At 61.3% G+C, this 21,393-nt stretch carries 24 protein-coding genes; 10 read left to right on the top strand and 14 right to left on the bottom strand.

The genetic code is table 11. The features are described from left to right. Positions 1 to 23: 23 nt before the first annotated feature. The 5 genes from ureG to J3P93_RS24655 all read right to left on the bottom strand — a co-directional run bounded on the left by ureG (position 24) and on the right by J3P93_RS24655 (position 3,366). Positions 24 to 638 (bottom strand): urease accessory protein UreG, encoded by a 615-nt coding sequence (gene ureG, locus J3P93_RS24675; protein ID WP_206414760.1) that lies wholly within the window; start codon positions 636 to 638, stop codon positions 24 to 26. Between the two features lie 12 nt (positions 639 to 650). Then, entirely contained in the window at positions 651 to 1,325 is a 675-nt protein-coding gene (locus J3P93_RS24670; RefSeq protein ID WP_434592879.1) for an urease accessory protein UreF, read from the bottom strand. After that, on the bottom strand, positions 1,322 to 1,822 hold the full coding sequence (gene ureE / locus J3P93_RS24665; RefSeq protein WP_090280878.1) for an urease accessory protein UreE: 501 nt from the start codon (positions 1,820 to 1,822) through the stop codon (positions 1,322 to 1,324). The genes J3P93_RS24670 and ureE overlap by 4 nt, the downstream gene beginning before the upstream one ends. A 289-nt stretch (positions 1,823 to 2,111) precedes the next feature. Continuing rightward, positions 2,112 to 2,744 (bottom strand): TetR family transcriptional regulator, encoded by a 633-nt coding sequence (locus J3P93_RS24660; RefSeq protein WP_093105297.1) that lies wholly within the window; start codon positions 2,742 to 2,744, stop codon positions 2,112 to 2,114. Positions 2,745 to 2,898: 154 nt separating this feature from the next. Beyond that, positions 2,899 to 3,366, bottom strand: coding sequence for a hypothetical protein (locus J3P93_RS24655; protein ID WP_434592875.1), 468 nt, complete (start codon positions 3,364 to 3,366; stop codon positions 2,899 to 2,901). 385 nt (positions 3,367 to 3,751) lie between these two features. Here J3P93_RS24655 and J3P93_RS24650 point away from each other — a divergent pair, with 385 nt between their 5' ends. Beyond that, positions 3,752 to 5,827, top strand: coding sequence for an AsmA family protein (locus J3P93_RS24650; protein WP_434592873.1), 2,076 nt, complete (start codon positions 3,752 to 3,754; stop codon positions 5,825 to 5,827). Between the two features lie 195 nt (positions 5,828 to 6,022). On the opposite strand, the gene J3P93_RS24645 is transcribed toward J3P93_RS24650, so the two are convergent. Together J3P93_RS24645 and J3P93_RS24640 are read right to left on the bottom strand one after the other, a co-directional pair. Beyond that, positions 6,023 to 6,556, bottom strand: a complete 534-nt coding sequence (locus J3P93_RS24645) for a ferritin-like domain-containing protein (protein ID WP_090280893.1) — start codon at positions 6,554 to 6,556, stop codon at positions 6,023 to 6,025. Positions 6,557 to 6,648: 92 nt separating this feature from the next. Next, positions 6,649 to 7,578: a LysR substrate-binding domain-containing protein gene (locus tag J3P93_RS24640; protein WP_434592870.1), complete on the bottom strand. Its 930-nt coding sequence runs from the start codon at positions 7,576 to 7,578 to the stop codon at positions 6,649 to 6,651. Positions 7,579 to 7,686: 108 nt separating this feature from the next. Between J3P93_RS24640 and J3P93_RS24635 the strand changes: the two genes are divergently transcribed. The 3 genes from J3P93_RS24635 (at position 7,687) to J3P93_RS24625 (ending at position 9,600) form a co-directional block, all read left to right on the top strand. Beyond that, complete coding sequence (locus J3P93_RS24635) at positions 7,687 to 8,325, top strand: FMN-dependent NADH-azoreductase (protein WP_434592867.1); 639 nt, start codon at positions 7,687 to 7,689, stop codon at positions 8,323 to 8,325. Then, entirely contained in the window at positions 8,325 to 8,630 is a 306-nt protein-coding gene (locus J3P93_RS24630; RefSeq protein WP_206414766.1) for a DMT family transporter, read from the top strand. The genes J3P93_RS24635 and J3P93_RS24630 overlap by 1 nt, the downstream gene beginning before the upstream one ends. Positions 8,631 to 8,721: 91 nt before the next feature. Beyond that, on the top strand, positions 8,722 to 9,600 hold the full coding sequence (locus tag J3P93_RS24625; RefSeq protein WP_434592863.1) for an alpha/beta fold hydrolase: 879 nt from the start codon (positions 8,722 to 8,724) through the stop codon (positions 9,598 to 9,600). 94 nt (positions 9,601 to 9,694) lie between these two features. Here J3P93_RS24625 and J3P93_RS24620 read toward each other — a convergent pair whose 3' ends face one another. Beyond that, a complete protein-coding gene (locus tag J3P93_RS24620; RefSeq protein WP_434592860.1) occupies positions 9,695 to 10,582 on the bottom strand; it encodes a DMT family transporter in 888 nt (295 codons plus the stop codon). A 97-nt stretch (positions 10,583 to 10,679) separates the two neighbouring features. Between J3P93_RS24620 and J3P93_RS24615 the strand changes: the two genes are divergently transcribed. The 3 genes from J3P93_RS24615 (at position 10,680) to J3P93_RS24605 (ending at position 13,186) form a co-directional block, all read left to right on the top strand. After that, entirely contained in the window at positions 10,680 to 11,474 is a 795-nt protein-coding gene (locus J3P93_RS24615; protein ID WP_090280910.1) for an AraC family transcriptional regulator, read from the top strand. 63 nt (positions 11,475 to 11,537) lie between these two features. Then, positions 11,538 to 11,843, top strand: coding sequence for a PsiF family protein (locus tag J3P93_RS24610; RefSeq protein ID WP_090280913.1), 306 nt, complete (start codon positions 11,538 to 11,540; stop codon positions 11,841 to 11,843). 329 nt (positions 11,844 to 12,172) lie between these two features. After that, entirely contained in the window at positions 12,173 to 13,186 is a 1,014-nt protein-coding gene (locus J3P93_RS24605) for an AI-2E family transporter (protein WP_203420543.1), read from the top strand. 126 nt (positions 13,187 to 13,312) lie between these two features. Here the strand turns inward: J3P93_RS24605 and J3P93_RS24600 are convergent, their stop codons facing one another. After that, on the bottom strand, positions 13,313 to 14,581 hold the full coding sequence (locus tag J3P93_RS24600) for an Hsp70 family protein (RefSeq protein WP_434592855.1): 1,269 nt from the start codon (positions 14,579 to 14,581) through the stop codon (positions 13,313 to 13,315). Positions 14,582 to 14,873: 292 nt separating this feature from the next. On the opposite strand from J3P93_RS24600, the gene J3P93_RS24595 reads away from it, so the two are divergent. The 3 genes from J3P93_RS24595 to J3P93_RS24585 all read left to right on the top strand — a co-directional run bounded on the left by J3P93_RS24595 (position 14,874) and on the right by J3P93_RS24585 (position 17,710). Then, positions 14,874 to 15,818, top strand: coding sequence for a DnaJ C-terminal domain-containing protein (locus tag J3P93_RS24595; protein WP_434592852.1), 945 nt, complete (start codon positions 14,874 to 14,876; stop codon positions 15,816 to 15,818). Positions 15,819 to 15,841: 23 nt separating this feature from the next. Then, complete coding sequence (locus J3P93_RS24590; protein WP_090280925.1) at positions 15,842 to 16,147, top strand: chaperone modulator CbpM; 306 nt, start codon at positions 15,842 to 15,844, stop codon at positions 16,145 to 16,147. Positions 16,148 to 16,300: 153 nt separating this feature from the next. Continuing rightward, positions 16,301 to 17,710, top strand: coding sequence for an SET domain-containing protein (locus tag J3P93_RS24585; protein WP_434592848.1), 1,410 nt, complete (start codon positions 16,301 to 16,303; stop codon positions 17,708 to 17,710). Positions 17,711 to 17,765: 55 nt separating this feature from the next. Here the strand turns inward: J3P93_RS24585 and ureC are convergent, their stop codons facing one another. The 5 genes from ureC to ureA form a co-directional block, all read right to left on the bottom strand. Further along, entirely contained in the window at positions 17,766 to 19,466 is a 1,701-nt protein-coding gene (ureC, locus tag J3P93_RS24580) for an urease subunit alpha (protein ID WP_093105250.1), read from the bottom strand. A gap of 140 nt (positions 19,467 to 19,606) precedes the next feature. Further along, positions 19,607 to 19,912 carry an urease subunit beta gene (locus tag J3P93_RS24575; RefSeq protein ID WP_090280934.1) on the bottom strand — a complete coding sequence of 102 codons (306 nt, stop codon included), beginning with the start codon at positions 19,910 to 19,912 and terminating at the stop codon, positions 19,607 to 19,609. Then, the gene (locus J3P93_RS24570) at positions 19,912 to 20,445 is read right to left on the bottom strand and encodes a GNAT family N-acetyltransferase (RefSeq protein WP_434592844.1); all 534 of its coding nucleotides are present in this window, start codon (positions 20,443 to 20,445) and stop codon (positions 19,912 to 19,914) included. Before J3P93_RS24570 ends, J3P93_RS24575 begins: the two co-directional genes overlap by 1 nt. 5 nt (positions 20,446 to 20,450) lie before the next feature. Beyond that, the gene (locus tag J3P93_RS24565) at positions 20,451 to 20,984 is read right to left on the bottom strand and encodes a GNAT family N-acetyltransferase (protein ID WP_434592841.1); all 534 of its coding nucleotides are present in this window, start codon (positions 20,982 to 20,984) and stop codon (positions 20,451 to 20,453) included. Between the two features lie 8 nt (positions 20,985 to 20,992). Then, positions 20,993 to 21,295 carry an urease subunit gamma gene (gene ureA, locus J3P93_RS24560; protein WP_042608931.1) on the bottom strand — a complete coding sequence of 101 codons (303 nt, stop codon included), beginning with the start codon at positions 21,293 to 21,295 and terminating at the stop codon, positions 20,993 to 20,995. Positions 21,296 to 21,393: the final 98 nt, after the last annotated feature.

The following is a 21,393-nucleotide window of genomic DNA, read 5'->3' as shown; positions in this document are numbered from 1 at the left end:
AAGCTTCCTTGTTGATAAGTGGATCAGGCTGCGACCAGCAGGCCCTGGCGTTCGATGAAGGCGATGATCTGCTCAAGGCCTTGGCCGGTTTTTTGGTTGCTGAAGACGAACGGCTTGCCGTTGCGCATGCGCGTGGTGTCGCTGTCCATCATTTCCAGCGAGGCGCCTACCAGCGGCGCGAGGTCGATCTTGTTGATCACCAGCAGGTCGGACTTGCAGATGCCCGGGCCACCCTTGCGCGGCAGCTTGTCGCCGGCGGACACGTCGATCACGTAGATGGTCAGGTCGGACAGTTCCGGGCTGAACGTAGCGGAAAGATTGTCGCCACCGGATTCCACCAGAATCAGATCGAGGCCCGGAAAGCGCCGGTTCAGTTGATCGACTGCTTCGAGGTTGATCGAGGCGTCTTCGCGGATCGCCGTGTGCGGGCAGCCACCGGTTTCCACGCCGATGATCCGCTCCGGGGCGAGGGCTTCGTTGCGCACGAGGAAATCGGCGTCTTCGCGGGTGTAGATGTCGTTGGTCACCACGGCGAGGTTGTAGCGCTCGCGCAGGGCCAGGCACAGGGCCAGGGTCAATGCGGTTTTGCCGGAACCGACCGGGCCGCCGATGCCGACGCGCAGAGGTTGTGTATTCATTTGATGTTTCTCCTAAGAGCGAAAGAGGCGGCTGTACTGGCGCTCATGGGCCATGCACGCCAGTGACAGGCCGAATGCGGCGCCGCCGAGGTGATCAGGATCGATGCGGGTCGCGTCCTGCTGCGCTTGTTGCAGCAGCGGCAGCAGTTCGCTGGTCAGGCGCTGCGCGGCTTGCTGGCCCAGCGGCAGGGTTTTCATCAGCACCGCGAGCTGGTTTTCCAGCCAGCTCCACAGCCACGCGGCGAGGGCATCCTGCGGGCTGATCTGCCAGGCACGCGCGGCCAGTGCCCAGCCAAGGGCCAGATGGGGTTCGGCGCATTGCTCAAGGAAGCAACGCGCGGGTGCGTCGAGCTCCGGCAGGCCGTTGAGCAATTGCTGCAACGAGTAGCCCATCTGCCGGCTCTCCAGATGCAGCTCGCGGGTTTCGCGACTGGCGCGATGGCGTTCGCAAATCTGCAGCAGCTCGGCCCAGTGTTCATCGGCGGCCGCCTGACAATGTGCAAGCAGCAGCGGCGCTTCGAAGCGCGCGAGGTTGAGCAGCAACTGATCGCTGATCCAGCGGCGCGCGCTGTCGGGGTTGTTGACCCGGCCGTTGTCCACCGCCATTTCCAGGCCCTGCGAATAGCTGTAACCACCAATCGGCAACTGCGGACTGGCCAGGCGCAGCAGCGCCCAGGCCGGATTCACAGGCGAACGCCGAACTGATGGAGTTTCGGCGCGTAATTGAAGTCTTCGTCGCCATGGCGTGAATGGTGATGGCCGCCGCCGTAGGCGCCGTGTTCCGGTTGGAACGGTGCTTCGATGGCAACGACCTGCGCACCCAGTTGTTCGAGCATGGCCTTGAGCACGTAATCATCGAGCAGGCGCAACCAGCCATCGCCGACTTGCAGGGCAACATGACGATTGCCCAAGTGATAGGCGGCGCGGGTCAGTTCAAACGCGTTGGCGCAGGTAACGTGCAGCAGTTGCTCGGGGCGGGCGCAGACGCGCACGATGCGCCCGTCTTCGGCTTGCAGGCATTCGCCGTCAAACAGCGGCGGCTGGCCGCGCTCCAAAAACAACCCGACGTCTTCGCCCTCAGCACTGAAACAGCGCAAACGGCTCTTGCTGCGCGCTTCGAAGGTCAGGTGCAACTCGGCGGCCCAGACGGGTTGAGGGTCGATTCTGCGGTGAATCACCAGCATCGGAAATCTTCCAGCAATGGACAATGATCAGGCTAGAGCAAGGGCCGCGCCAATCGGCCGATCTGTAGGAAATGGCTGTCGGCGCGAGGCTGATCTTTCAACAGGCGGGAGGTTTCTGGAAGGTTTTGGTGCATGAAGATTTTGTCATGCACCAAATCAATGCGGCGCTGCTGCACCTTTGTAGGCGTGAGCCTGCTCGCGATAGCGGTATGTCAGGTAGAGATGCTTCGCTTGGCATACCGCTATCGCGAGCAGGCTCACTCCTACATAGAGATGGGGGCGGCGGCGGTTATTCGGTACTGCCCAACCCTTGCCAGTGCTTGAGGCCGATGAAGATGAAGCGCAGTTGCTGGGTGATCTTCGCTTGCGGGGTCAGATGCTCGGGCAAGGCTTCTGCCGGCGGGTCGATGATGTCTGGAAGGGTGGCGAATACTGATTTGACGATCAGGTCGGCCATCACGCTCAGGCCGGCGATGTCCAGGTGCTGCAGTTTGGGCATCAACGCCAGATCTGCGGCGAGGTCGGCGCTGATGTTCTCGCGCAAGCGGCCAATCGCCTGACGCACCGGCAGCGAACCGCCATATTGTTCGCGGGCCAGAAACAGGAATTGCGAGCGATTGGCGCTGACCACGTCGAGAAAGATCCGTACCGAGGCATCGATAATACCGCCCATGACGAATTCGTTGTGGCGCACCAGGCGGATGGTTTCGCGGAAGGTCTGGCCGACTTCGCTGACCAGCACCAGACCCAGTTCGTCCATATCGGCAAAGTGTCGATAGAAACCGGTGGGCACGATGCCGGCGGTTTTGCTGACTTCACGAAGGCTCAGGCTGCCGAAACCGCGGCCGCTTTCCATCAAGTGGCGGGCAGCGTCCATCAGGGCGTTGCGGGTCTGTTGTTTCTGTTCGGCGCGGGGCAGCATCGCAGGACGTGTTCTTTGGCAGGACAAGCGTCGCACTCTAGCAAATCGGCTTTGCCGGCGTCGAACGGGAGAAGGTGGGGCAGGCGTTGCAGCGGGGCAGAAAAGTCAAAAGCCCAATCCGGGGATTGGGCTTTTTTTCGAGGCCGCCATGGGCTTAGCTCAAGGCACTGTTGCGTTCGATCACACGGTCACCGCCGCCTTCGGCGATTGCCTGACCCAGTGGGGTTTTATCGAAGCCATCGTCAGCCAGGGTTTGGCCTTGTGGAGTACGGTCGCTGCCGTCGGAGGCCAGGGTCTGACCTTGTGGAGTGCGGTCGCTACCGTCGGACGCCAGGGTCTGACCTTGTGGGGTGCGCTCGCTACCGTCGGAGGCCAAAGCTTGACCTTGTGGGGTGCGATCCGAACCGTCTTGCACCAGACCTTTCTCTTCCAGGCGATCACGACCGCCTTCAGCCAGGGTCTGGCCTTGTGGGGTGCGGTCGGAACCATCGGCGGCTACGGTCTGGCTGAACACAGCGTGGCTGGATTTGACTTGCGGAGTCGCTTGATCGGCAGCGGGCAGAGCGAAAGCAGTGCTGGCTAGCATCGACAGGGTAAGGCTGAGCAGTAATTGGCGTTTCATGATGGGTTGCTCCTTGGGAGGGCGATAAAGTGGGTACGAGGGCAATGCTACTCTCGATAAGTCGATATAAAAGTTCATAAACGCAATGGTAATAATCAACAGAATTGATTGTTCGCTGCGAGGGCTCTAGGACGGGCCTTTGCGGCCGGCAGTTTTGCACCGAGGTGGGTATTTTCGACTCAATCGCGCCTCGCAAAAGTGCGGGTCGCGGTAACACTGCTCGACCGATCGGTCAGATTTGCCGGCCTTTTTATGGCTTAAACTGCCTTTCAATTAAACCTGCGGGCCTTTCGCCAGTCACAGACTGCATGAGGGCCGCTTCGGTCTGCCGTTTCAAACTGTACGTCGGGATCCAGGCGTGCGGTCGTGATCAGGAGCTTTGTGCATGACGCGCACTGGAAAAATCTTCAGCTGGACCTTCGCCACTCTCGTACTGCTGTTGGCAGTGCTGATTCTGATCATCGTGTTTTTCGACTGGAACCGGATCAAACCCACGATCAACAGCAAAGTCTCCGAAGAGCTGCATCGGACGTTTGCCATCAATGGCAACCTGGCGGTGATCTGGCAGCGCGAGCCTGAAGAAGGCGGCTGGCGCGCCTGGGTGCCGTGGCCGCACGTGGTTGCCGAGGATCTGAGCCTGGGCAACCCGGACTGGTCGAAACAGGCGCAGATGGTCACCCTGAAAAAGGTCGAGCTGCGCATTTCGCCGCTGGCCTTGCTGGCGCAGCGCGTGGTGATCCCGCGCATCGACCTGACCGAACCCAACGCCGAGCTGCAACGCCTGGCCGACGGTCGCGCCAACTGGGTGTTCAAGTTCGACCCGAAAGACCCCAACGCCGAACCGTCGAACTGGGTGGTCGACATCGGCGCCATCGGTTTCGACAAGGGCCACGTCACCCTTGATGATCAGACCCTCAAGACCCGCCTCGATGTGCTGATCGATCCGCTCGGCAGGCCGATTCCGTACAGCGACATCGTCGGCGCCAAAGCGGCGAAAACCGCGCAGGACAAGGGCGGCGCGCCGCAGGATTATGCCTTTGCGCTGAAGGTCAAAGGCCAGTATCACGGCCAGAACCTGACCGGCCAGGGCAAGATCGGCGGGCTGCTGGCGTTGCAGGACGCGCGCAAACCCTTCCCGTTGCAGGCGCAGGCGCAGATCGGCGACACCCGCATCGAACTGGCGGGTACCCTGACCGACCCGCTCAACCTCGGCGCTCTCGACTTGCGCCTGAAACTCGCCGGCGCCAGCCTCGGCAATCTCTACCCGCTGACCGGCGTGACCCTGCCGGACACGCCGCCGTATTCCACCGATGGCCACCTGATCGCCAAGCTGCATGACGAGGCAGGGGCGAAGTTCACCTACGAGAAATTCAACGGCAAGATCGGCGACAGCGACATTCATGGCGACCTGACCTATGTCGCCAGCCAGCCACGGCCGAAACTCAGCGGCGCGCTGCTCTCCAATCAATTGCTGTTCGCCGATCTCGCGCCGTTGATTGGCGCTGACTCCAACACCGAGCAAAAGGCCCGTGGCGGTGCGAGCAAGCAACCGACCGACAAGGTGCTGCCGGTCGAGGAATTCAAGACCGATCGCTGGCGCGCGATGGACGCTGACGTCGAATTCACCGGCAAGCGCATCGTGCACAGCGAAAAGCTGCCATTCACCGACCTCTATACCCATCTGAAACTCGACGACGGCGAACTTAGCCTTGAGCCGCTGCGCTTTGGCGTGGCCGGCGGCAATCTGGATGCGCAGATCCGCCTCAACGGTCGCACCGAACCGCTCGAGGGCCGGGCCCGCTTGACCGCGCGCAAATTCAAGCTCAAGGAGCTGTTCCCGACCTTCGAACCGATGAAGACCAGTTTCGGTGAGCTCAACGGCGACGCCGATATCAGCGGTCGCGGCAATTCGGTGGCTAAGCTGCTGGGTGGTGCCAACGGCAAGTTGAAGATGTTGATCAATGATGGCGCGATCAGCCGCGAGTTGATGGAGCTGGCCGGGCTCAACGTCGGCAATTACGTAGTCGGCAAGATCTTTGGCGACAAGGAAGTGAAGATCAATTGCGCTGCTGCCGACTTTGATATCAAGACCGGGCTGGCGACGACGCAGTTGTTCGTCTTCGATACCGAGAACGCAATTATCTACATCGACGGCACAGCGAACATGGCCACCGAGCAACTGGACCTGACGGTGACGCCGGAATCCAAGGGTTGGCGCTTGATCTCGCTGCGCTCGCCGCTGTATGTGCGCGGCAAGTTCATCAAGCCGGATGCCGGGGTTAAGGCTGTGCCATTGATGTTGCGTGGCGCGGGCATGGTTGCATTGGGTGTGATCGCTGCTCCGGCGGCCGGGCTGTTGGCGCTGGTCGCGCCGAGCGGCGGCGAGCCGAACCAGTGCGCGCCGTTGCTGGAGCAGATGAAGCAGGGCAAGGCGCCGGTCACTGTTAAACCGACCCGGTAATTTTTTCAGCGCCTACAAATACGCCATCGCGAGCAGGCTAACTCCTACAGGGGAATGCATTTCAACCTGTGGGAGCGAGCCTGCTCGCGATGGCGGTTGATCGTTCCCACGCTCCGCGTGGGAATGCAGCCCGGGACGCTCCGCGTCCCAACAGCGGACGCAGAGCGTGGGAACGATCCGCATCAGCCTGGGGGGTTACAGGTCTTTCAGAATGTCCGCCATGTCATCGGCGTGTTCTTCTTCCTGGGCCAGAATGTCTTCGAAGATACGCCGGGTGGTCGGGTCCTTGTCGCCGAGGTACTGGATGATCTCGCGGTAGCTGTCGATGGCGATCCGCTCGGCCACCAGGTCTTCGTAAACCATTTCCTTGAGCGTATTGCCCGCGACGTATTGCGCGTGAGACAGCCGCGACAGTACGTCCGGATTGAACTCCGGCTCACCGCCCAGTTGCACGATGCGCTCGGCCAGGCGATCAGCGTGCTCGGCTTCCTGCACTGCATGCTCAAGGAATTCATCGGCGGCTGCTTTGGCTTTCAGGCCGGTGGCCATGAAGTAGTGACGTTTATAGCGCAAGGTGCACACCAGCTCGGTGGCCAGCGATTCGTTGAGCAAGCGCAGCACTTCTTCGCGGTTGGCGCTGTAGCTCTCGGTGACGGCGCCGTTTTCGACGTGTTGGCGCGCCCGTTCGCGCAGGGTTTGTACATCTGACAAGTGCAGGTCGTCGCTCATGTGAGTCTCTCCAGGAGGCTAATCCGATAAGCGCCACGTTCTGCTGACGCGGTCGCTACCCATGCTGTGAGTGACGCACGCGGCGAAAAGTTTTACGCGATTTTCGCCGACCGTGGCGTCAACCCGGAGCGCTGCGCTTCTTCACGCAACCAGGCGAAAAAGGCCCGCACCGGCGGATGCCGCTCGCGGCCCGGCACGCACAAGGCGCTGTAGCCGGCGCCATCGACCTGCACCTCGCCGCGGTACGGCACCAGCACACCGCTGGCGATGCTTTGCGAAACCAGAATATTGCTCGCCAGCACCAGGCCTTGTCCGGCGATCGCCGCTTGCAGGGCGTAATGCTCTTCGTCGTATTCGCGGATGGCCGGTGTCGGGCTCAGCCAGTTCTCGCCAGACTTTGCGCACCACGCCTGCCAGCCATGCGCGTAGAGCTTCGAGTTGTACCAGTGCACGCTGATCAGCGTCGGCGTGCGCCGCGCGGCCAGCGCCACCTGCTCGGGCGAGCCGTAGACGCCGAACGACTCATCGAACAGGCACAGGCCATACAGGTTCGGGTAGTCGTCGAGGCTGTAGCGCAGCACCAGATCGACGCTGGCGTCCTGATGCAGATCGATGACTTCGCAGTGGGTGTCGAGGCGCACATTGATATCCGGATGCTGCGCATAGAAACGCCCGAGCCGCGGCACCAGCCACAGCGCGGCGAACGCGGCCGTGGTCGACAGCGTCAGGCTGCTGCCGCTGCGTTGCGGGCGCAGGGTATCAACGCATTGCGCCACCTCCAGCAGCGCGCCGTGCAGGCTGCGGAACAGACGCTCGCCGCCCTCGGTCAGGCGCACCTGGCGCGGCAGGCGCTCGAACAGCGCGACGCCAAGCCAATCCTCCAGGGCGCGGACCTGATGAGAAATCGCAGTAGGCGTGACGCAAAGCTCTTCGGCAGCAGCCTTGAAGCTCAGCAGCCGGGAGGCTGATTCAAAAGCACGCAGGGCGGTCAGCGGCAACGAGGCGAACATGGGCAACTCCATGGATGAAATCAATTCATCCCGACTGATTTTTGCTCATTTGAAATGAAGCAGCGGCCAGCTTCAAGCTGCAAGCGTCAAGTGGTTAGATTCTAGTCAGGAGATTTATAGATGAGCAGGATTCTTGTGGTGCACGGCAGTCCGCGGGGTGAGCGGTCGACTTCGCGGCGGCTGGCGGAAGGGTTTTTGAGTGCCTGGCAGGCGCGTCACTCGGGGGCGCAGGTGACTCGCCGTGAGGTGGGGCGAGCGCTGATTCCGGCGGTCAGCGAGGCGTTTGTGGCGGCGGCGTTTTTTCCCGAGCCCGAGGCGCGACCGTTGGTGATGCAGGCGGATCTGGCGTTGAGTGACGCGTTGGTGGGTGAACTGTTCGACCATGATCTGCTGCTGATTTCCACGCCGATGTACAACTTCAATGTGCCCAGCGGCCTCAAGGCCTGGGTCGATCAGATTGTGCGTCTGGGGCTGACCTTCGACCACACGCTGGACAACGGCGTCGCCCAGTACACGCCTCTGTTGCAGGGCAAGAAAGCTCTGATTGTCACCAGTCGCGGTGGCTTTGGCTTCGGGCCGGGCGGCGAGCTGGAGGCGTTGAATCACGCTGATCCATGGCTGCGCACGGTGCTGGGTTTCGTCGGCATCGATGACGTCACGGTTGTCGCCGCCGAAGGCGAGGAATCTGCCGAGCGCTCCTTCGCGGTCTCGGTGGCAGAGGCCGAGCAACGGCTGCTCGACCTGGCCCGGACGTTCTGATGGCCTGGCTGTTCTTGCTGGTCGCTGCCGGGTTTGAAGTGACGTTCGCCATGGGCATGAAGTACGCCGAAGGCTTCACTCGCCCATGGCCTTCGTTGATCACCGTGGTTGCGGCGGTCGGCGGGATTTACTTCCTGACCTTGGCGATGCGTGACTTGCCGGTGAGCATCGCGTATCCGATCTGGACTGCAATCGGCTCGCTGGGCACGGTGTTTCTCGGTTTCGCCCTGCTGGGCGAGAGCCTGACCCTGGTCAAACTGCTCTCGGTGGGGCTGATTGTGGCGGGGGTGGTGGGCCTGAAGTAGGCTGGTGGTCGAGTTGTCATGATCCGCGTGGATGCTTGGCGAGCGTTTTGCACACCGCGCATTCACTTACCGACCACAAGGATGTCCGCCGATGTCGACACGTTATCCACTGGTGCTGGTGCCGGGCATGCTCGGGTTCGTCCGGCTGGTGTTCTACCCGTATTGGTACGGCATCATCAAGGCGTTGCGCCGCACGGGGGCGACGGTGATTGCCGTGCAAGTGTCGCCGCTCAATTCGACAGAGATGCGTGGTGAGCAGTTGCTGGCGCGAATCGATGAAATCCTGCGCGAGACTGGCGCGGACAAGGTCAATCTGTTCGGCCACAGCCAAGGGGCGCTGACCGCGCGTTATGTGGCGGCGAAACGCCCGGATCTGGTCGCCTCGGTGACGTCCGTGGCCGGGCCGAATCACGGTTCGGAACTGGCTGACTATCTGGAAAAACATTATCCCGCCGACAGCGCCCGGGGCCGCCTGCTCAAAGCCCTGCTGCGCCTGGTCGGCTGGCTCATGGCTTTGCTCGATAGTGGCTACCACGGGCCGAAACTGCCCGTGGATATTCACGCCTCGCACCATTCGCTGACCACGGCGGGCGTGGCGCTGTTCAATCAGCGTTATCCACAGGGCTTGCCGCCAACCTGGGGCGGGCACGGACCGGAGGAGGTCAATGGGGTGCGCTATTACTCGTGGTCGGGAACGTTGCAGCCGGGCAAGACTGATCGGGGCGGCAATCTGTTCGACGGGACGAATCGCAGCTGCCGCTTGTTTGCGAAAACCTTCGTGCGCGAGCCGGGACAGTGCGACGGCATGGTCGGGCGCTACAGCTCGCATCTGGGCACGGTGATTGGCGATGACTTTCCGTTGGACCACTTCGACATCGTCAACCAGTCGTTGGGGCTGGTCGGCAAGGGCGCGGATCCGGTAACGCTGTTTGTCGAGCATGCGGCGCGGCTGGAGGCGGCCGGGTGTTAGCAGGGATACCGCGTTATCGTTCATCGCGAGCAGGCTCACTCCTACAGGAAACGCATTCCAATTGCAGGAGTGAGCCGCTCGCGATAGGGCCGGATCAGACGACGTTGATTTTGCGCCCCAGCACCGTGGTCCAGCGCTCCGACAAAACCACTCCTCCCAACGTCAGCAACCCGCCGACCAGGTGATACATCGCCAACTGCTCCTTCAACACCACCGCCGCAATTAGCGCGGTAATCAACGGCAGCAAGTTGAAGAACAGCGTCGTGCGGCTCGGGCCGAGGCGCTGCACCGCCTGCATCCACGCCAGCGGCGCGAGCATTGATGCCAGCAGGCAGGCATACAGCACCAGCGGAATGTTCTGCGCGGTCAACCCGGTTTTCGGCGAAGCGGCGTACAGCGGAAACAATACGACGATCGCCACCAGTACCTGCAAATACAACAGCACCAGCGGTGGCAAACGCAGCTGCCATTTTTTCAGCAGCGTGCTGTAGATCGCGTAAGCCAGCGTGGCGATCAGCATCATCGCGTCGCCCAGATTCACCCCGTGTTGCAGCAGGGCGCCGAGGCTGCCGGACGACACCACCACCAATACCCCGGCGAACGACAGCACCGCGCCGACCAGCGCCCCGGCAGTCAAACGTTGTCCGAGGCTGATGATCGCCATGGCCAGCGACATCAGCGGCATCAGCGAGAGGATGATGCCCATGTTGGTCGCAGTGGTCAGGGTCGCGGCAAAGTAGGCGAGGCTCTGATAGACCGCCATGCCCAGCACCCCGAGAACGAAAATCCTGCCAAGATTCAGGCGAATCTGCGGCCAGTGCGCGATCACCGCTTTGAACATGAACGGGGTGAACAGCAGGCCCGCCAGCAGCCAGCGGTAGAAACCGATCTCGGCCGGGAAAATCGCCCCGACCGCCAGTTTGTTGATCACGGTATTTCCGGCCCAGATAAAAATCGCCAGCAGTGGAAATGCGTATTGCATGAGTTTGAAACCAGTACGTTGATGAACGGCGATTATCGCTTGTCTGGATGCAGCCCTATACTGCGAACCGGACAAATTGCCACTGCAACCGGACAGCATGAACAGCAAACACATCGATCTGCTGGATTTCAGCGAACTGCCGTCGGCGGTGTACTTTCGCTACGCCGATTTCAATGCTCACGAATTTGCCGCGCCGCATCGACACCCGTGGGGCACGCTGGAATACGCGGCGCACGGTGTGCTGCACATGGATGTCGACGGCAACCGCTTCATGTCACCGCCGCAATACGCCGTGTGGGTGCCGCCGCAGGTCGAACACAGTTTCTATAGCCATCAACCGGTCAACTATCGCGCGGTGTGCCTAGATCCCAAGGTCTGCGCCGAGTTGCCGGCGCGGGCTTGTACTCTGGCGATCAGCGATATTCTAAAGGCGATCCTCAAGGACTTCGCCGCCCGAGATGTGAAGATCCCGCAACTGGATGCCGATCAGCGCCTGGCCCAGGTATTGGTCGATCAGCTGCAGCAGGCGCCTGTGCACGAATGCTACCTGCCGTACGCCAGCAGCCCCGGCTTGCTGGCGATTCTCGACAGGCTGCAAGCTGAGCCGGGCAATAATCAGCCGCTGGCCCACTGGGCGCTGCAGGTGCATGTCAGCGAGCGCACGCTGGCCCGGCAGTTTGTTCGCGAGCTGGGGATGAGTTTCGGTGAGTGGCGCCAGCGCTTGCGTTACCTCGCCGCCATCGAGGCGCTGGAAACCGCACGCAGCGTGCAGGAAATCGCTTTTGATCTCGGTTACAGCAGCGGCTCGGCGTTCATCGCCATGTTCGCCCGCCAGGCGGGGTGCACGCCGGAACAATATCGCCGCAGCCACCTGGAAGGCAGGAAGGTGTAACAGGATTTGGCTACACTCCAGCCAAGGCCGCATCCATCGGTGCGGCAACCAGGAGAAAACTCCATGAAGATGTTGCGTGTGCCTTTGTTGATGATCGGTCTGCTCCTGTGTTCCCAGGGTTTCGCCGCCACGGCGCAACAGAACAAGATGACTACCTGCAATGCCGATGCGACCGCCAAAAGCCTGAAAGGCGACGAGCGCAAGACTTTCATGAGCACCTGCCTCAAGGCCACCCCGGCAGCGAACGACGGCAAGGTCCTGACCCCGCAGCAGCAGAAGATGAGCACCTGCAATGCCGACGCGAAAACCAAGGCGCTGACCGGCGATGCGCGCAAGGCGTTCATGAGTGATTGTCTGAAGAAGAAATAAGCGGTGCGATGGGTAGCCCAATAATGTGATCGTCTCCAGATTGACCCTCACCCTAGCCCTCTCCCAAAGGGAGAGGGGACTGATCGGGGGATGATGAGGAAATGCGCCGACCTGAGAATGCTCCATCGAATCCATAATCGACTGGGTAGTGCAGCTCGATGAGGGTTTTGGAACAACGCGGTCGGTCCCCTCTCCCTCTGGGAGAGGGCCAGGGTGAGGGAAAAATTCGCAAGCCATGCGCGAAAATCCGAAACCCCGCATATCCCTAGTGCTCTCCCCGGATCGCTGGCAGACTGCCCATCCTTTTACGCCGTTCGTTTTGAGGCTGTATGCCAACGTTTTCTCAGCGTCATGTCGTGTTCTGGGTCAGTTGCATCATCATTTTCGGCGGTTTGCTGCTGGTGCTGCCGCTGCGCTTGTTGCCGAGTCTGCTGGCCGGGTTGCTGGTGTTCGAGCTGGTCAACATGCTCACCCCGCAGTTGCAACGCTTGATCGAAGGCCGCCGAGCGCGATGGCTGGCGGTGGCGTTGCTGGGCACGCTGGTGGTGAGTGTGCTGGCGTTGATCTTCGCTGGCGCGATCAGTTTTCTGTTACACGAAGCGGAAAACCCCGGCGCTTCCCTCGATAAATTCATGGGCGTGGTCGATCGTGCGCGCGGGCAGTTGCCGCCGTTCATCGATGCTTATCTACCAGCCAGCGCGGCGGAGTTTCGCGTAGCGATTGGTGAATGGCTGGGCAAACATCTGTCCGACCTGCAACTGGTCGGCAAGGACGCCGCACACATGTTCGTCACGCTGCTGATCGGCATGGTGCTCGGCGCGATCATTGCCCTGCAACGCATTCCCGACGTGACCAAACGCAAGCCACTGGCTGCGGCCCTGTTTGATCGTCTGCATCTATTGGTGCAGGCGTTTCGCAACATCGTCTTCGCGCAGATCAAGATTTCCCTGCTCAACACCTTCTTCACCGGGATCTTTCTTGCAGTGGTCCTGCCGATGTTCGGGATCAAGTTGCCGCTGACCAAGACTCTGATCGTGCTGACCTTCCTGCTCGGCCTGCTGCCGGTGATCGGCAACCTGATTTCCAACACGCTGATCACCATCGTCGGCCTCTCGCTGTCGATCTGGGTGGCCGTTGCGGCGCTGGGTTATCTGATCGTTATCCACAAGCTCGAATACTTCCTCAACGCGCGCATCGTCGGTGGGCAGATCAGTGCGAAGTCGTGGGAGTTGCTGCTGGCGATGCTGGTGTTCGAAGCCGCGTTCGGTTTGCCGGGAGTGGTGGCGGGGCCGATTTATTACGCGTACCTGAAGAGCGAATTGAAGCTTGGAGGAATGGTTTGAAAAGCAGCTTTGAGTTGCAAGCTTCAAGCGGCAAGTAAAAGCAAAAGCAAAAGCAAAAGCTGCAGCGGCTCTTGTTTTTTCTTTTGCTCTTACTTGTCGCTTGCAGCTTAAAGCTTGTAGCTGGCGCTAAACGCCATACCGTTTACGGGCTTCAATCGCCAGGCCGCTGCCAATGCTGCCGAAGATATTGCCTTCGACATGCCGCGCTTTCGGCAGCATCGCCGAGACGCTGTTGCGCAGTGCCGGGATGCCGCTGGAGCCGCCGGTGAAGAACACCGTATCGACCTGATCGACCGCCACACCGGCATCGCTCAACAATTGCGTGACACTGCCGCGCACCCGTTCCAGCAACGCATCGATCGACGATTCGAACAGCGCCCGCGTCAGTTCCACGCTCAAACCGGCTTCGATACGGTCCAGCGGCACATGGCGACTGTCGGTGTGGGTCAGCTGGATCTTGGTTTCTTCGACTTCCATTGCCAGCCAGTGCCCGGCGCGCTGTTCGATCAGCTTGAACAGCCGGTCGATGCCGCCGGTGTCTTCGATGTCGTAGCGCATGCTGCCCAGCGCCAACGTCGATTTCTGCGAGTACACCGAGTTGATGGTGTGCCAGGTCGCCAGGTTCATATGGTGGCTGGTCGGCATGTAGGCGCCGCTTTTCATCCGGCTGCCGTAGCCAAACAGCGGCATCAGGCCTTGCAGACTCAGCTGTTTGTCGAAGTCGGTACCGCCGATGTGCACGCCGCCAGTGGCGAGGATGTCGTCGTGACGGTTATCCATCGCGCGGCGTTCGGGCGACAGGCGTACCAGCGAGAAGTCGGAGGTACCACCGCCGATGTCGACGATCAGCACCAGTTCTTCTTTCTCGATGGTCGACTCGTAATCGAACGCCGCAGCGATCGGTTCGTACTGGAACGACACATCCTTGAAACCGATCTTGCGAGCGACCTCGACCAGGGTGTCTTCGGCGTCCTGGTCCGCCAGCGGGTCGTCATCGACGAAAAACACCGGGCGCCCCAGCACCACTTGCTCGAATTCGCGACCGGCGGCGGTTTCGGCGCGGCTTTTGAGCTGGCCGATGAACAGCCCGAGCAGGTCCTTGAACGGCATCGCCGTGCCGAGCACGCTGGTGTCGTGCTTGATCAGCTTGGAACCGAGCAGGCTTTTCAGCGAGCGCATCAGCCGGCCTTCGTAGCCTTCCAGATACTCGTGCAGCGCCAGGCGCCCGTAGACCGGACGGCGTTCCTCGATATTGAAGAAGACCACCGAGGGCAGGGTGATCTTGTCGTCTTCCAGCGCGATCATGGTGTCCATGCCGGGGCGCAGCCAGCCGACGGTGGAGTTGGACGTGCCGAAGTCGATGCCGCAGGCACGGGCTGGAGAGGCGTCTTTCATGTCTTTCGGTTCCGGTCAAAAAAACGGCCGCGCAGTGTATGTCAGTGCGCGCCAGATTCGAAGGCCGGTCATCTGCTATTTCGCATCCCGGTTGCCTTGAAACCTCGCGGTTTGCCCCAAACTTGCTGGCATGGGCCGGCAGATACACCGGCGGTCAACAGAACCGCCGTCCACTGCCGATAAACTTCTGCGGCGCCACCCGGTCACAACCTTGAGATCGGTCAACCCGGCACGTGCCAATCGGGCGCAGGCTGGCAACGGCGCGAAATCGATAACGGATGGTGATCCTTCAATGGACTTCAAAGACTATTACAAGATACTCGGCGTGGAGCCGACAGCGGACGACAAGGCGATCAAGGCGGCCTATCGCAAGCTGGCGCGCAAATACCACCCCGATGTCAGCAAGGAAAAGGACGCCGAGGCCAAATTCAAAGACGCCTCGGAAGCCTATGAAGCGCTGAAAAGCGCCGACAAGCGCGCCGAATACGACGAACTGCGCCGTTATGGCCAGCACGGTCAGCCCTTCCAGGGGCCACCGGGCTGGCAGAGCCGTGGCGGCTTCGGCGGCGGTGGTGCCGATACTGGCGACTTCTCGGACTTCTTCAGTTCGATCTTCGGCAATCGCGGCCCCGGTTTCGGTGGCGGCGAAGGCCGGCAATCCCGTGGGCGGCGAGGGCAGGACGTGGAAATGGAATTGCCGGTGTTTCTTGAGGAAACCCTGTCGAACGAGTCGAAGAAGGTCACCTTCCAGGTGCCGCAATACAACGCGCACGGCCAGCACGTCAGCAATACCAGCAAGAGCCTCAACGTGAAGATTCCGGCAGGCGTTGCCGATGGCGAGCGCATCCGCTTGAAGGGCCAGGGCGCGCCGGGTGTCGGCGGCGGGGCCAATGGCGATCTTTACCTGACCATTCGCTTTGCGCCGCACCCCAAATTCGATGTCGAAGGCGACAACCTGATCATCACCTTGCCGCTGGCACCATGGGAGCTGGCGCTGGGCACCGAAGTCGCGGTACCGACGCTGACCGGCAAGATCAACCTCAAGGTGCCGGCCGGCAGCCAGAACGGCCAGCGCATGCGTGCCAAGGGCCACGGCCTGAAGAGTAAGAACGGCGAGCGCGGTTATCTGTTTGTGCAACTCAAGGCAGTGATGCCGAAAGCGGCCGACGATGAGGTCAAGGCGCTGTGGCAGGAACTGGCGAGAAAAGCCGCGTTCAACCCGCGAGAGAACTTCTGAATTCGACGACGGAGTAGCCCATCATGAGCACCCCCCTGAGCGTTCAACTGGACATGGCAGAATTCTGTGAGGCAGCCGATCTGTCGGACGTCTACGTGATCGAGATCGTCGAACACGGCATCCTCGAACCTCAGGGCGGGCCGCCGCGCGAATGGCGCTTCACCGATTACGAACTGACCCTGGCCAAACGCGCCGCCAAGTTGCGGCGCGACCTGGAGCTGGAATGGGAAGGCGTCGCCCTGGCGCTGGACCTGCTCGAGGAAGTGCGCGAACTGCGCGCCGAAAACCGCATGTTGCGCCAGCGCCTGGGGCGCTTGCTGGTCGAGTAGGGCGGCAACATCAGGTTATTGTTTGCACACATTTCTCTGGTTTGAACGGGCTAAGCGCTCTGCTAGCTTTCGCTGAGGACCGGCAATGGACGCCGATTAACGTAGCGCTACTCTCAGCGTGGCGCTGCGCAGTTCTTACAAGGAAATGTACGCATGCCAGTCAAACCCAAACCGCCAACGCCCGGCACGACCCGTGTCGACGTGCCCCCGCGGCCACGCACGCCGGTTGATTCGACGCCATCCGGAGCGGATACAGCCCGCTTCACGCCTGACCCCGTGACTCGCCGGACGCCGGACGATACGCCTGAAGCTGCCGGCAGCACCGCCGAGTCTTCGCAAGCGGCATCGGCCTCAAAGGTGCAGGTGCATGCATCCACGTCTACTACTGCTGAAACTGCCAGCACTGACGTCTCCGCGCTGCGGGACTACCTGATTCCCGCCTCGATCACCTTGCCCGATGCCGATGCGGACGGCATCCGCACGTTCAAGGGGCGGCGCTACGCCGATGTTCAGGGAGGCGGCACGGTGTTGCTCGCTGTCGATGCGCAAACCGGTCTGCACCGGGCGCGGCTGGCGAGCGAGCTGCAAGCCTCAGGGCCGGTGCTGGCGCATGACGCAGCCAGCAATCACTGGTATCCGTTGCAGGATTTCACCATTTCCACGCCGCAGGCTGTCATGCCGCGCAAGAGTCGTCGCTCGCCTCGTCGCAGTGTCGACGAGTTCGAAATGGCCCTGGAGGAGCTGCCGCGCACCGATGACGGGGGATCGGAAGAGTTTTTCCTCGCCTCCGAATCCATGCCGATCAAACCCTACACGGCACAGGAACTGAGCACGATGCGCAGCGAGACGCGCTATTCGTTTCTCGGTAACCAGTTGGGCACTTACAACCGCGCCAACAATGGCAAATATCCGCTACGTGACGTTGCCGGCAGACCGATCCGCATTCGAAAGCTGCAGACCAAAGTGCGCTTTGAAAACGGCGATCAGTTCACTTCCGAACAGATCAAGCCCTACATCAGGTACGAAGGTTATGAAGACGTGGCGATGCTCTACGAGGAGAAGCTGCAATGGCGCGTGTTTACCGAGGCCGACGCGAAAGTCCCCGGTGAAAAGGCCTTGATCGGCCAGTCCATGGTGGTGGCCAATCGGCGCATCGCCAAGGGCGAGGCCATCGGCGTCTACGGCGGTGTCATCACGCCGGCAAGGTTCGTGCGGCCTTATGAACAAACGTTCAGCATGCTCGCCGGGATGCGTCTGCAATATGGCCCGGGGCGAATGCTGCCTGATCCGCTGGCGGTCCTGGGCGACAACATCATTTCCCGGATCAACTCCAATTTCGAATACAACGAAGCAGGCAAGCCGATTCGCCAGGCACCGAATGGCTATAACGTGGAAACCGTGCCGTTCGATATCGAGGCGCAACAATGGGTTGGCGATAAACAGGTGACCCGCGACTTTATTCTGAACACGCTGTTCGCTTCGCAGGACATCCCCGCAGGCACCGAGCTGCGTCTGGATTACAACTACAGCGAACAACAGATGTCGTGGGCGTTCCCTGACTGATCAGGCCGCGCTGCCGGGAATGGACGAGCGTCCGTTTCCGACAGCGCAACCGCCATCAGAACAGGAAGTAACGCTGCGCCATTGGCAAGGTTTCCGCCGGCTCACACCACAGCAACACGCCGTCGGCCTTGACCTGATAGGTCTGCGGGTCGACATCGATGTCCGGCAGGTAATCGTTGTGGATCAGGTCGGTTTTCTGCACGTCACGGCAACCTTTGACCACGGCGATTTTCTTCTTCAAACCCAATGCTTCGGGCAATCCGGCGTCTTGCGCCGCTTGACTGATAAAGGTCAGGCTGGTGGCATGCAGCGAGCCACCGTAACTGGCGAACATCGGGCGGTAGTGCACCGGCTGCGGGGTCGGAATCGAGGCGTTGGCGTCGCCCATCAGGCTCGCGGCAATCGCCCCGCCCTTGAGGATCAGCGTTGGCTTTACGCCGAAAAACGCCGGACGCCACAGCACCAGATCGGCCCATTTGCCGACTTCCACCGAGCCGACTTCATGGCTGATGCCATGGGTGATCGCCGGGTTGATGGTGTACTTGGCGATGTAGCGTTTGGCGCGGAAGTTGTCGTTGCCTTCGCCGTCCTGTGGCAGCGGGCCGCGCTGTTTTTTCATCTTGTCGGCGGTCTGCCAGGTGCGCGTGATGACTTCGCCGACACGGCCCATGGCCTGGCTGTCGGAGCTGATCATCGAGAATGCGCCGAGGTCGTGAAGAATGTCTTCGGCGGCAATCGTTTCGCGGCGGATGCGGCTTTCGGCAAACGCGACGTCCTCGGCAATGCTCGGGTCGAGGTGGTGGCAGACCATCAACATGTCGAGGTGTTCGTCGATGGTGTTGCGCGTGAACGGCCGGGTCGGGTTGGTCGAGCTCGGCAGAACATTGGGAAAGCCGCAGGCCTTGATGATATCGGGTGCGTGCCCGCCGCCAGCCCCTTCGGTGTGATAGGTGTGGATGGTGCGGCCCTTGAACGCGCCGAGGGTGGTTTCGACGAAGCCGGATTCGTTGAGGGTGTCGGTGTGGATCGCCACCTGCACGTCGAACTGATCGGCAACGCTCAGGCAGTTGTCGATACTCGCCGGGGTGGTGCCCCAGTCTTCGTGCAGCTTGAGGCCGATGGCGCCGGCCTTGACCTGTTCGATCAACGGTTCCGGCAGGCTGGCGTTGCCCTTGCCGGTGAGACCGATGTTCATCGGGAACGCGTCAGCCGCCTGAAGCATGCGCGCCAAGTGCCAAGGGCCGGATGTGCAGGTGGTGGCGTTGGTACCGGTCGCCGGGCCGGTGCCGCCGCCGATCATGGTGGTGACGCCGCTCATCAGCGCTTCTTCGATCTGCTGCGGGCAGATGAAGTGGATGTGGGTGTCGATGCCGCCGGCAGTGAGGATCATGCCCTCGCCGGCAATCACTTCGGTACCGGCGCCAATGGCGATGGTCACGTCGGGCTGCACGTCGGGGTTGCCGGCCTTGCCGATCGCCGCAATGCGCCCGTCCTTGAGGCCGACGTCGGCCTTGACGATGCCCCAGTGGTCGATGATCAGCGCGTTGGTGATCAGCGTGTCGACCACTTCAGCGGCGAGCAGCTGGCTCTGACCCTGGCCGTCGCGGATGACCTTGCCGCCACCGAACTTCACTTCTTCGCCGTAGGTGGTGAAGTCTTTCTCGACTTCGATCCACAGCTCGGTGTCGGCCAGGCGCACCTTGTCGCCGACGGTGGGGCCGAACATGTCGGCGTAGGCGCTTCTGGAAATTTTCATATGCTTGCCTTGGGATTCAATTGCTTTTGAGATCGCTCGCATTACTCGCTTTCGCGAGCAGGCTCGCTCCTACATTTGGATCGCGGTCTCATGTAGGAGTGAGCCTGCTCGCGATAGCTTTCTTGAAGTCACCAAATGTCTTAGAGGTCACCCATGATGCGTCCGGCAAACCCGAACACCCGGCGATGTCCGGCGTAATCCACCAGCTCGACTTCACGGCTCTGCCCCGGCTCGAAGCGCACCGCCGTGCCGGCCGGAATGTTCAGGCGCATGCCGCGGCTGGCGGCGCGGTCGAACAGCAGCGCGTCGTTGGTTTCGAAAAAGTGATAGTGCGAGCCGACCTGGATCGGCCGGTCACCGCTGTTGGCGACTTTCAGGCTGACGGTGCGGCGACCGACGTTGAGTTCGATGTCGCCGGGCTGGATCTGGTATTGGCCAGGAATCATCACTGGGCTCCTTGCAGAATCTTGTAATAGAGAGCGGTCGGGCGATACGTGCCGTGGGGGTCGCAGGCGTAGTCGGGGATTTCCCCGGCGCGGCTGTAGCCCAGCGCTTTATAGAAATCTTCCGCTGGCGAGCCGGCTTCGGTATCGAGATAGAGCAGGCCGCGCTGGTGTTTGCGCGCTTCAAGTTCCAGCGCCTGCATCAGTTGCTGACCGAGGCCGCGCCGCCGCGCGTGTTCGCGCACCAGCAGTTTCTGCACTTCGGCGCGATTGCGGCCGTTGGTTTTCTGGCACAGGCCCAATTGCACACTGGCCAGCACTTGCTCGTCCTTGACCACCACCCAGAGCAGCACGCTGCCCTTGTTGACACTGTCCTGCACTTCATCGAAATAGACGCGCGCCTGCGCTGCATCGAGGTCAGCCATGAAGCCGACGCTGGCGCCATAACCGACGGCGTCGAGCAACAGATTGATCAAGCCCTGGCGGTAATGCGCAAAGCTTTCCGCGTTGACGCGGCGCAACTGGGCGGCGTTCATCGATGTCACTCCTTGTCGGCGTCAGGCGGTTGCGCGCCCGGGTTGAGGGTCAGTTGCATGAAGGTCAGATCGAGCCAGCGGCCGAACTTGGTGCCGACCTGCGGCATCTGCCCGGTGATGCTGAAACCGGCGCGCTCATGCAGACGAATCGAGGCGGCGTTAGCGCTTTCAATAGCGGCGACCATCACATGCTTGCCGCAGGTTTTCGCGCGCTCGATCAGCGCTGTCATCAGTTGCGGGCCGAGGCCGTTGCCGCGCTGATCGCTGCGCACGTAAACCGAGTGTTCGACCGTGTGGCGGAAGCCGTCGAATGGGCGCCAGTCACCGAACGATGCGTAGCCGAGCACGGCGTCGTCGTTGTCGACGATCACCAGAATCGGATAAGCCTGAGCCTGCCGCGCGCTGAACCACGCCTGGCGGTTGCCGAGGTCGACGGCTTGCTCGTTCCAGATCGCCGTGGTGTTGAGCACCGCGTCGTTGTAGATCTCGCGGATCGCCGGCAGGTCGGCATGGACGGCATCGCGAATGGAATAAGTCATGGCGCGCCTCAGACGATCGGTTGGTGAACGGTGACCAGTTTGGTGCCGTCGGGGAACGTCGCTTCGACCTGGATTTCCGGGATCATTTCCGCGATGCCCTCCATCACTTGCTCGCGGCTGAGCAGGGTGGTGCCGTAGTGCATCAACTCGGCGACGGTCTGCCCGTCACGCGCACCTTCGAGCAGCGCCGCGGAAATATAGGCCATGGCTTCCGGGTAATTGAGTTTCACGCCACGGGCCAGACGCCGCTCGGCAACGAGGCCGGCGGTGAAGATCAGCAGCTTGTCTTTTTCGCGTGGAGTCAGGTCCATGGTTCGGGTTCCATCAGGGCAGATTGAAAAAATGTTCAGGGTTGCAAACGCGTCCCCTTGTAGGAGTGAGCCTGCTCGCGATAGCGGTGTGTCATTTG

Origin of the sequence: Pseudomonas sp. R3-57, from assembly GCF_051132065.1 — a bacterium.
Taxonomy (GTDB): Bacteria; Pseudomonadota; Gammaproteobacteria; order Pseudomonadales; family Pseudomonadaceae; genus Aquipseudomonas.
Note: the sequence above shows the minus strand (reverse complement) of the source record. Positions and strands in the feature narration are given on the sequence as shown.

What these genes read in the sequence shown, in the direction of transcription:
- ureG (WP_206414760.1), bottom strand. Translation starts at nt 638, where the DNA reads ATGAATACACAACCTCTGCGCGTCGGCATCGGCGGCCCGGTCGGTTCC.
- ureE (WP_090280878.1), bottom strand. Translation starts at nt 1,822, where the DNA reads ATGCTGGTGATTCACCGCAGAATCGACCCTCAACCCGTCTGGGCCGCC.
- J3P93_RS24660 (WP_093105297.1), bottom strand. Translation starts at nt 2,744, where the DNA reads ATGCTGCCCCGCGCCGAACAGAAACAACAGACCCGCAACGCCCTGATG.
- J3P93_RS24655 (WP_434592875.1), bottom strand. Translation starts at nt 3,366, where the DNA reads ATGAAACGCCAATTACTGCTCAGCCTTACCCTGTCGATGCTAGCCAGC.
- J3P93_RS24650 (WP_434592873.1), top strand. Translation starts at nt 3,752, where the DNA reads ATGACGCGCACTGGAAAAATCTTCAGCTGGACCTTCGCCACTCTCGTA.
- J3P93_RS24645 (WP_090280893.1), bottom strand. Translation starts at nt 6,556, where the DNA reads ATGAGCGACGACCTGCACTTGTCAGATGTACAAACCCTGCGCGAACGG.
- J3P93_RS24640 (WP_434592870.1), bottom strand. Translation starts at nt 7,578, where the DNA reads ATGGAGTTGCCCATGTTCGCCTCGTTGCCGCTGACCGCCCTGCGTGCT.
- J3P93_RS24635 (WP_434592867.1), top strand. Translation starts at nt 7,687, where the DNA reads ATGAGCAGGATTCTTGTGGTGCACGGCAGTCCGCGGGGTGAGCGGTCG.
- J3P93_RS24630 (WP_206414766.1), top strand. Translation starts at nt 8,325, where the DNA reads ATGGCCTGGCTGTTCTTGCTGGTCGCTGCCGGGTTTGAAGTGACGTTC.
- J3P93_RS24625 (WP_434592863.1), top strand. Translation starts at nt 8,722, where the DNA reads ATGTCGACACGTTATCCACTGGTGCTGGTGCCGGGCATGCTCGGGTTC.
- J3P93_RS24620 (WP_434592860.1), bottom strand. Translation starts at nt 10,582, where the DNA reads ATGCAATACGCATTTCCACTGCTGGCGATTTTTATCTGGGCCGGAAAT.
- J3P93_RS24615 (WP_090280910.1), top strand. Translation starts at nt 10,680, where the DNA reads ATGAACAGCAAACACATCGATCTGCTGGATTTCAGCGAACTGCCGTCG.
- J3P93_RS24610 (WP_090280913.1), top strand. Translation starts at nt 11,538, where the DNA reads ATGAAGATGTTGCGTGTGCCTTTGTTGATGATCGGTCTGCTCCTGTGT.
- J3P93_RS24605 (WP_203420543.1), top strand. Translation starts at nt 12,173, where the DNA reads ATGCCAACGTTTTCTCAGCGTCATGTCGTGTTCTGGGTCAGTTGCATC.
- J3P93_RS24600 (WP_434592855.1), bottom strand. Translation starts at nt 14,581, where the DNA reads ATGAAAGACGCCTCTCCAGCCCGTGCCTGCGGCATCGACTTCGGCACG.
- J3P93_RS24595 (WP_434592852.1), top strand. Translation starts at nt 14,874, where the DNA reads ATGGACTTCAAAGACTATTACAAGATACTCGGCGTGGAGCCGACAGCG.
- J3P93_RS24590 (WP_090280925.1), top strand. Translation starts at nt 15,842, where the DNA reads ATGAGCACCCCCCTGAGCGTTCAACTGGACATGGCAGAATTCTGTGAG.
- J3P93_RS24585 (WP_434592848.1), top strand. Translation starts at nt 16,301, where the DNA reads ATGCCAGTCAAACCCAAACCGCCAACGCCCGGCACGACCCGTGTCGAC.
- ureC (WP_093105250.1), bottom strand. Translation starts at nt 19,466, where the DNA reads ATGAAAATTTCCAGAAGCGCCTACGCCGACATGTTCGGCCCCACCGTC.
- J3P93_RS24575 (WP_090280934.1), bottom strand. Translation starts at nt 19,912, where the DNA reads ATGATTCCTGGCCAATACCAGATCCAGCCCGGCGACATCGAACTCAAC.
- J3P93_RS24570 (WP_434592844.1), bottom strand. Translation starts at nt 20,445, where the DNA reads ATGAACGCCGCCCAGTTGCGCCGCGTCAACGCGGAAAGCTTTGCGCAT.
- J3P93_RS24565 (WP_434592841.1), bottom strand. Translation starts at nt 20,984, where the DNA reads ATGACTTATTCCATTCGCGATGCCGTCCATGCCGACCTGCCGGCGATC.
- ureA (WP_042608931.1), bottom strand. Translation starts at nt 21,295, where the DNA reads ATGGACCTGACTCCACGCGAAAAAGACAAGCTGCTGATCTTCACCGCC.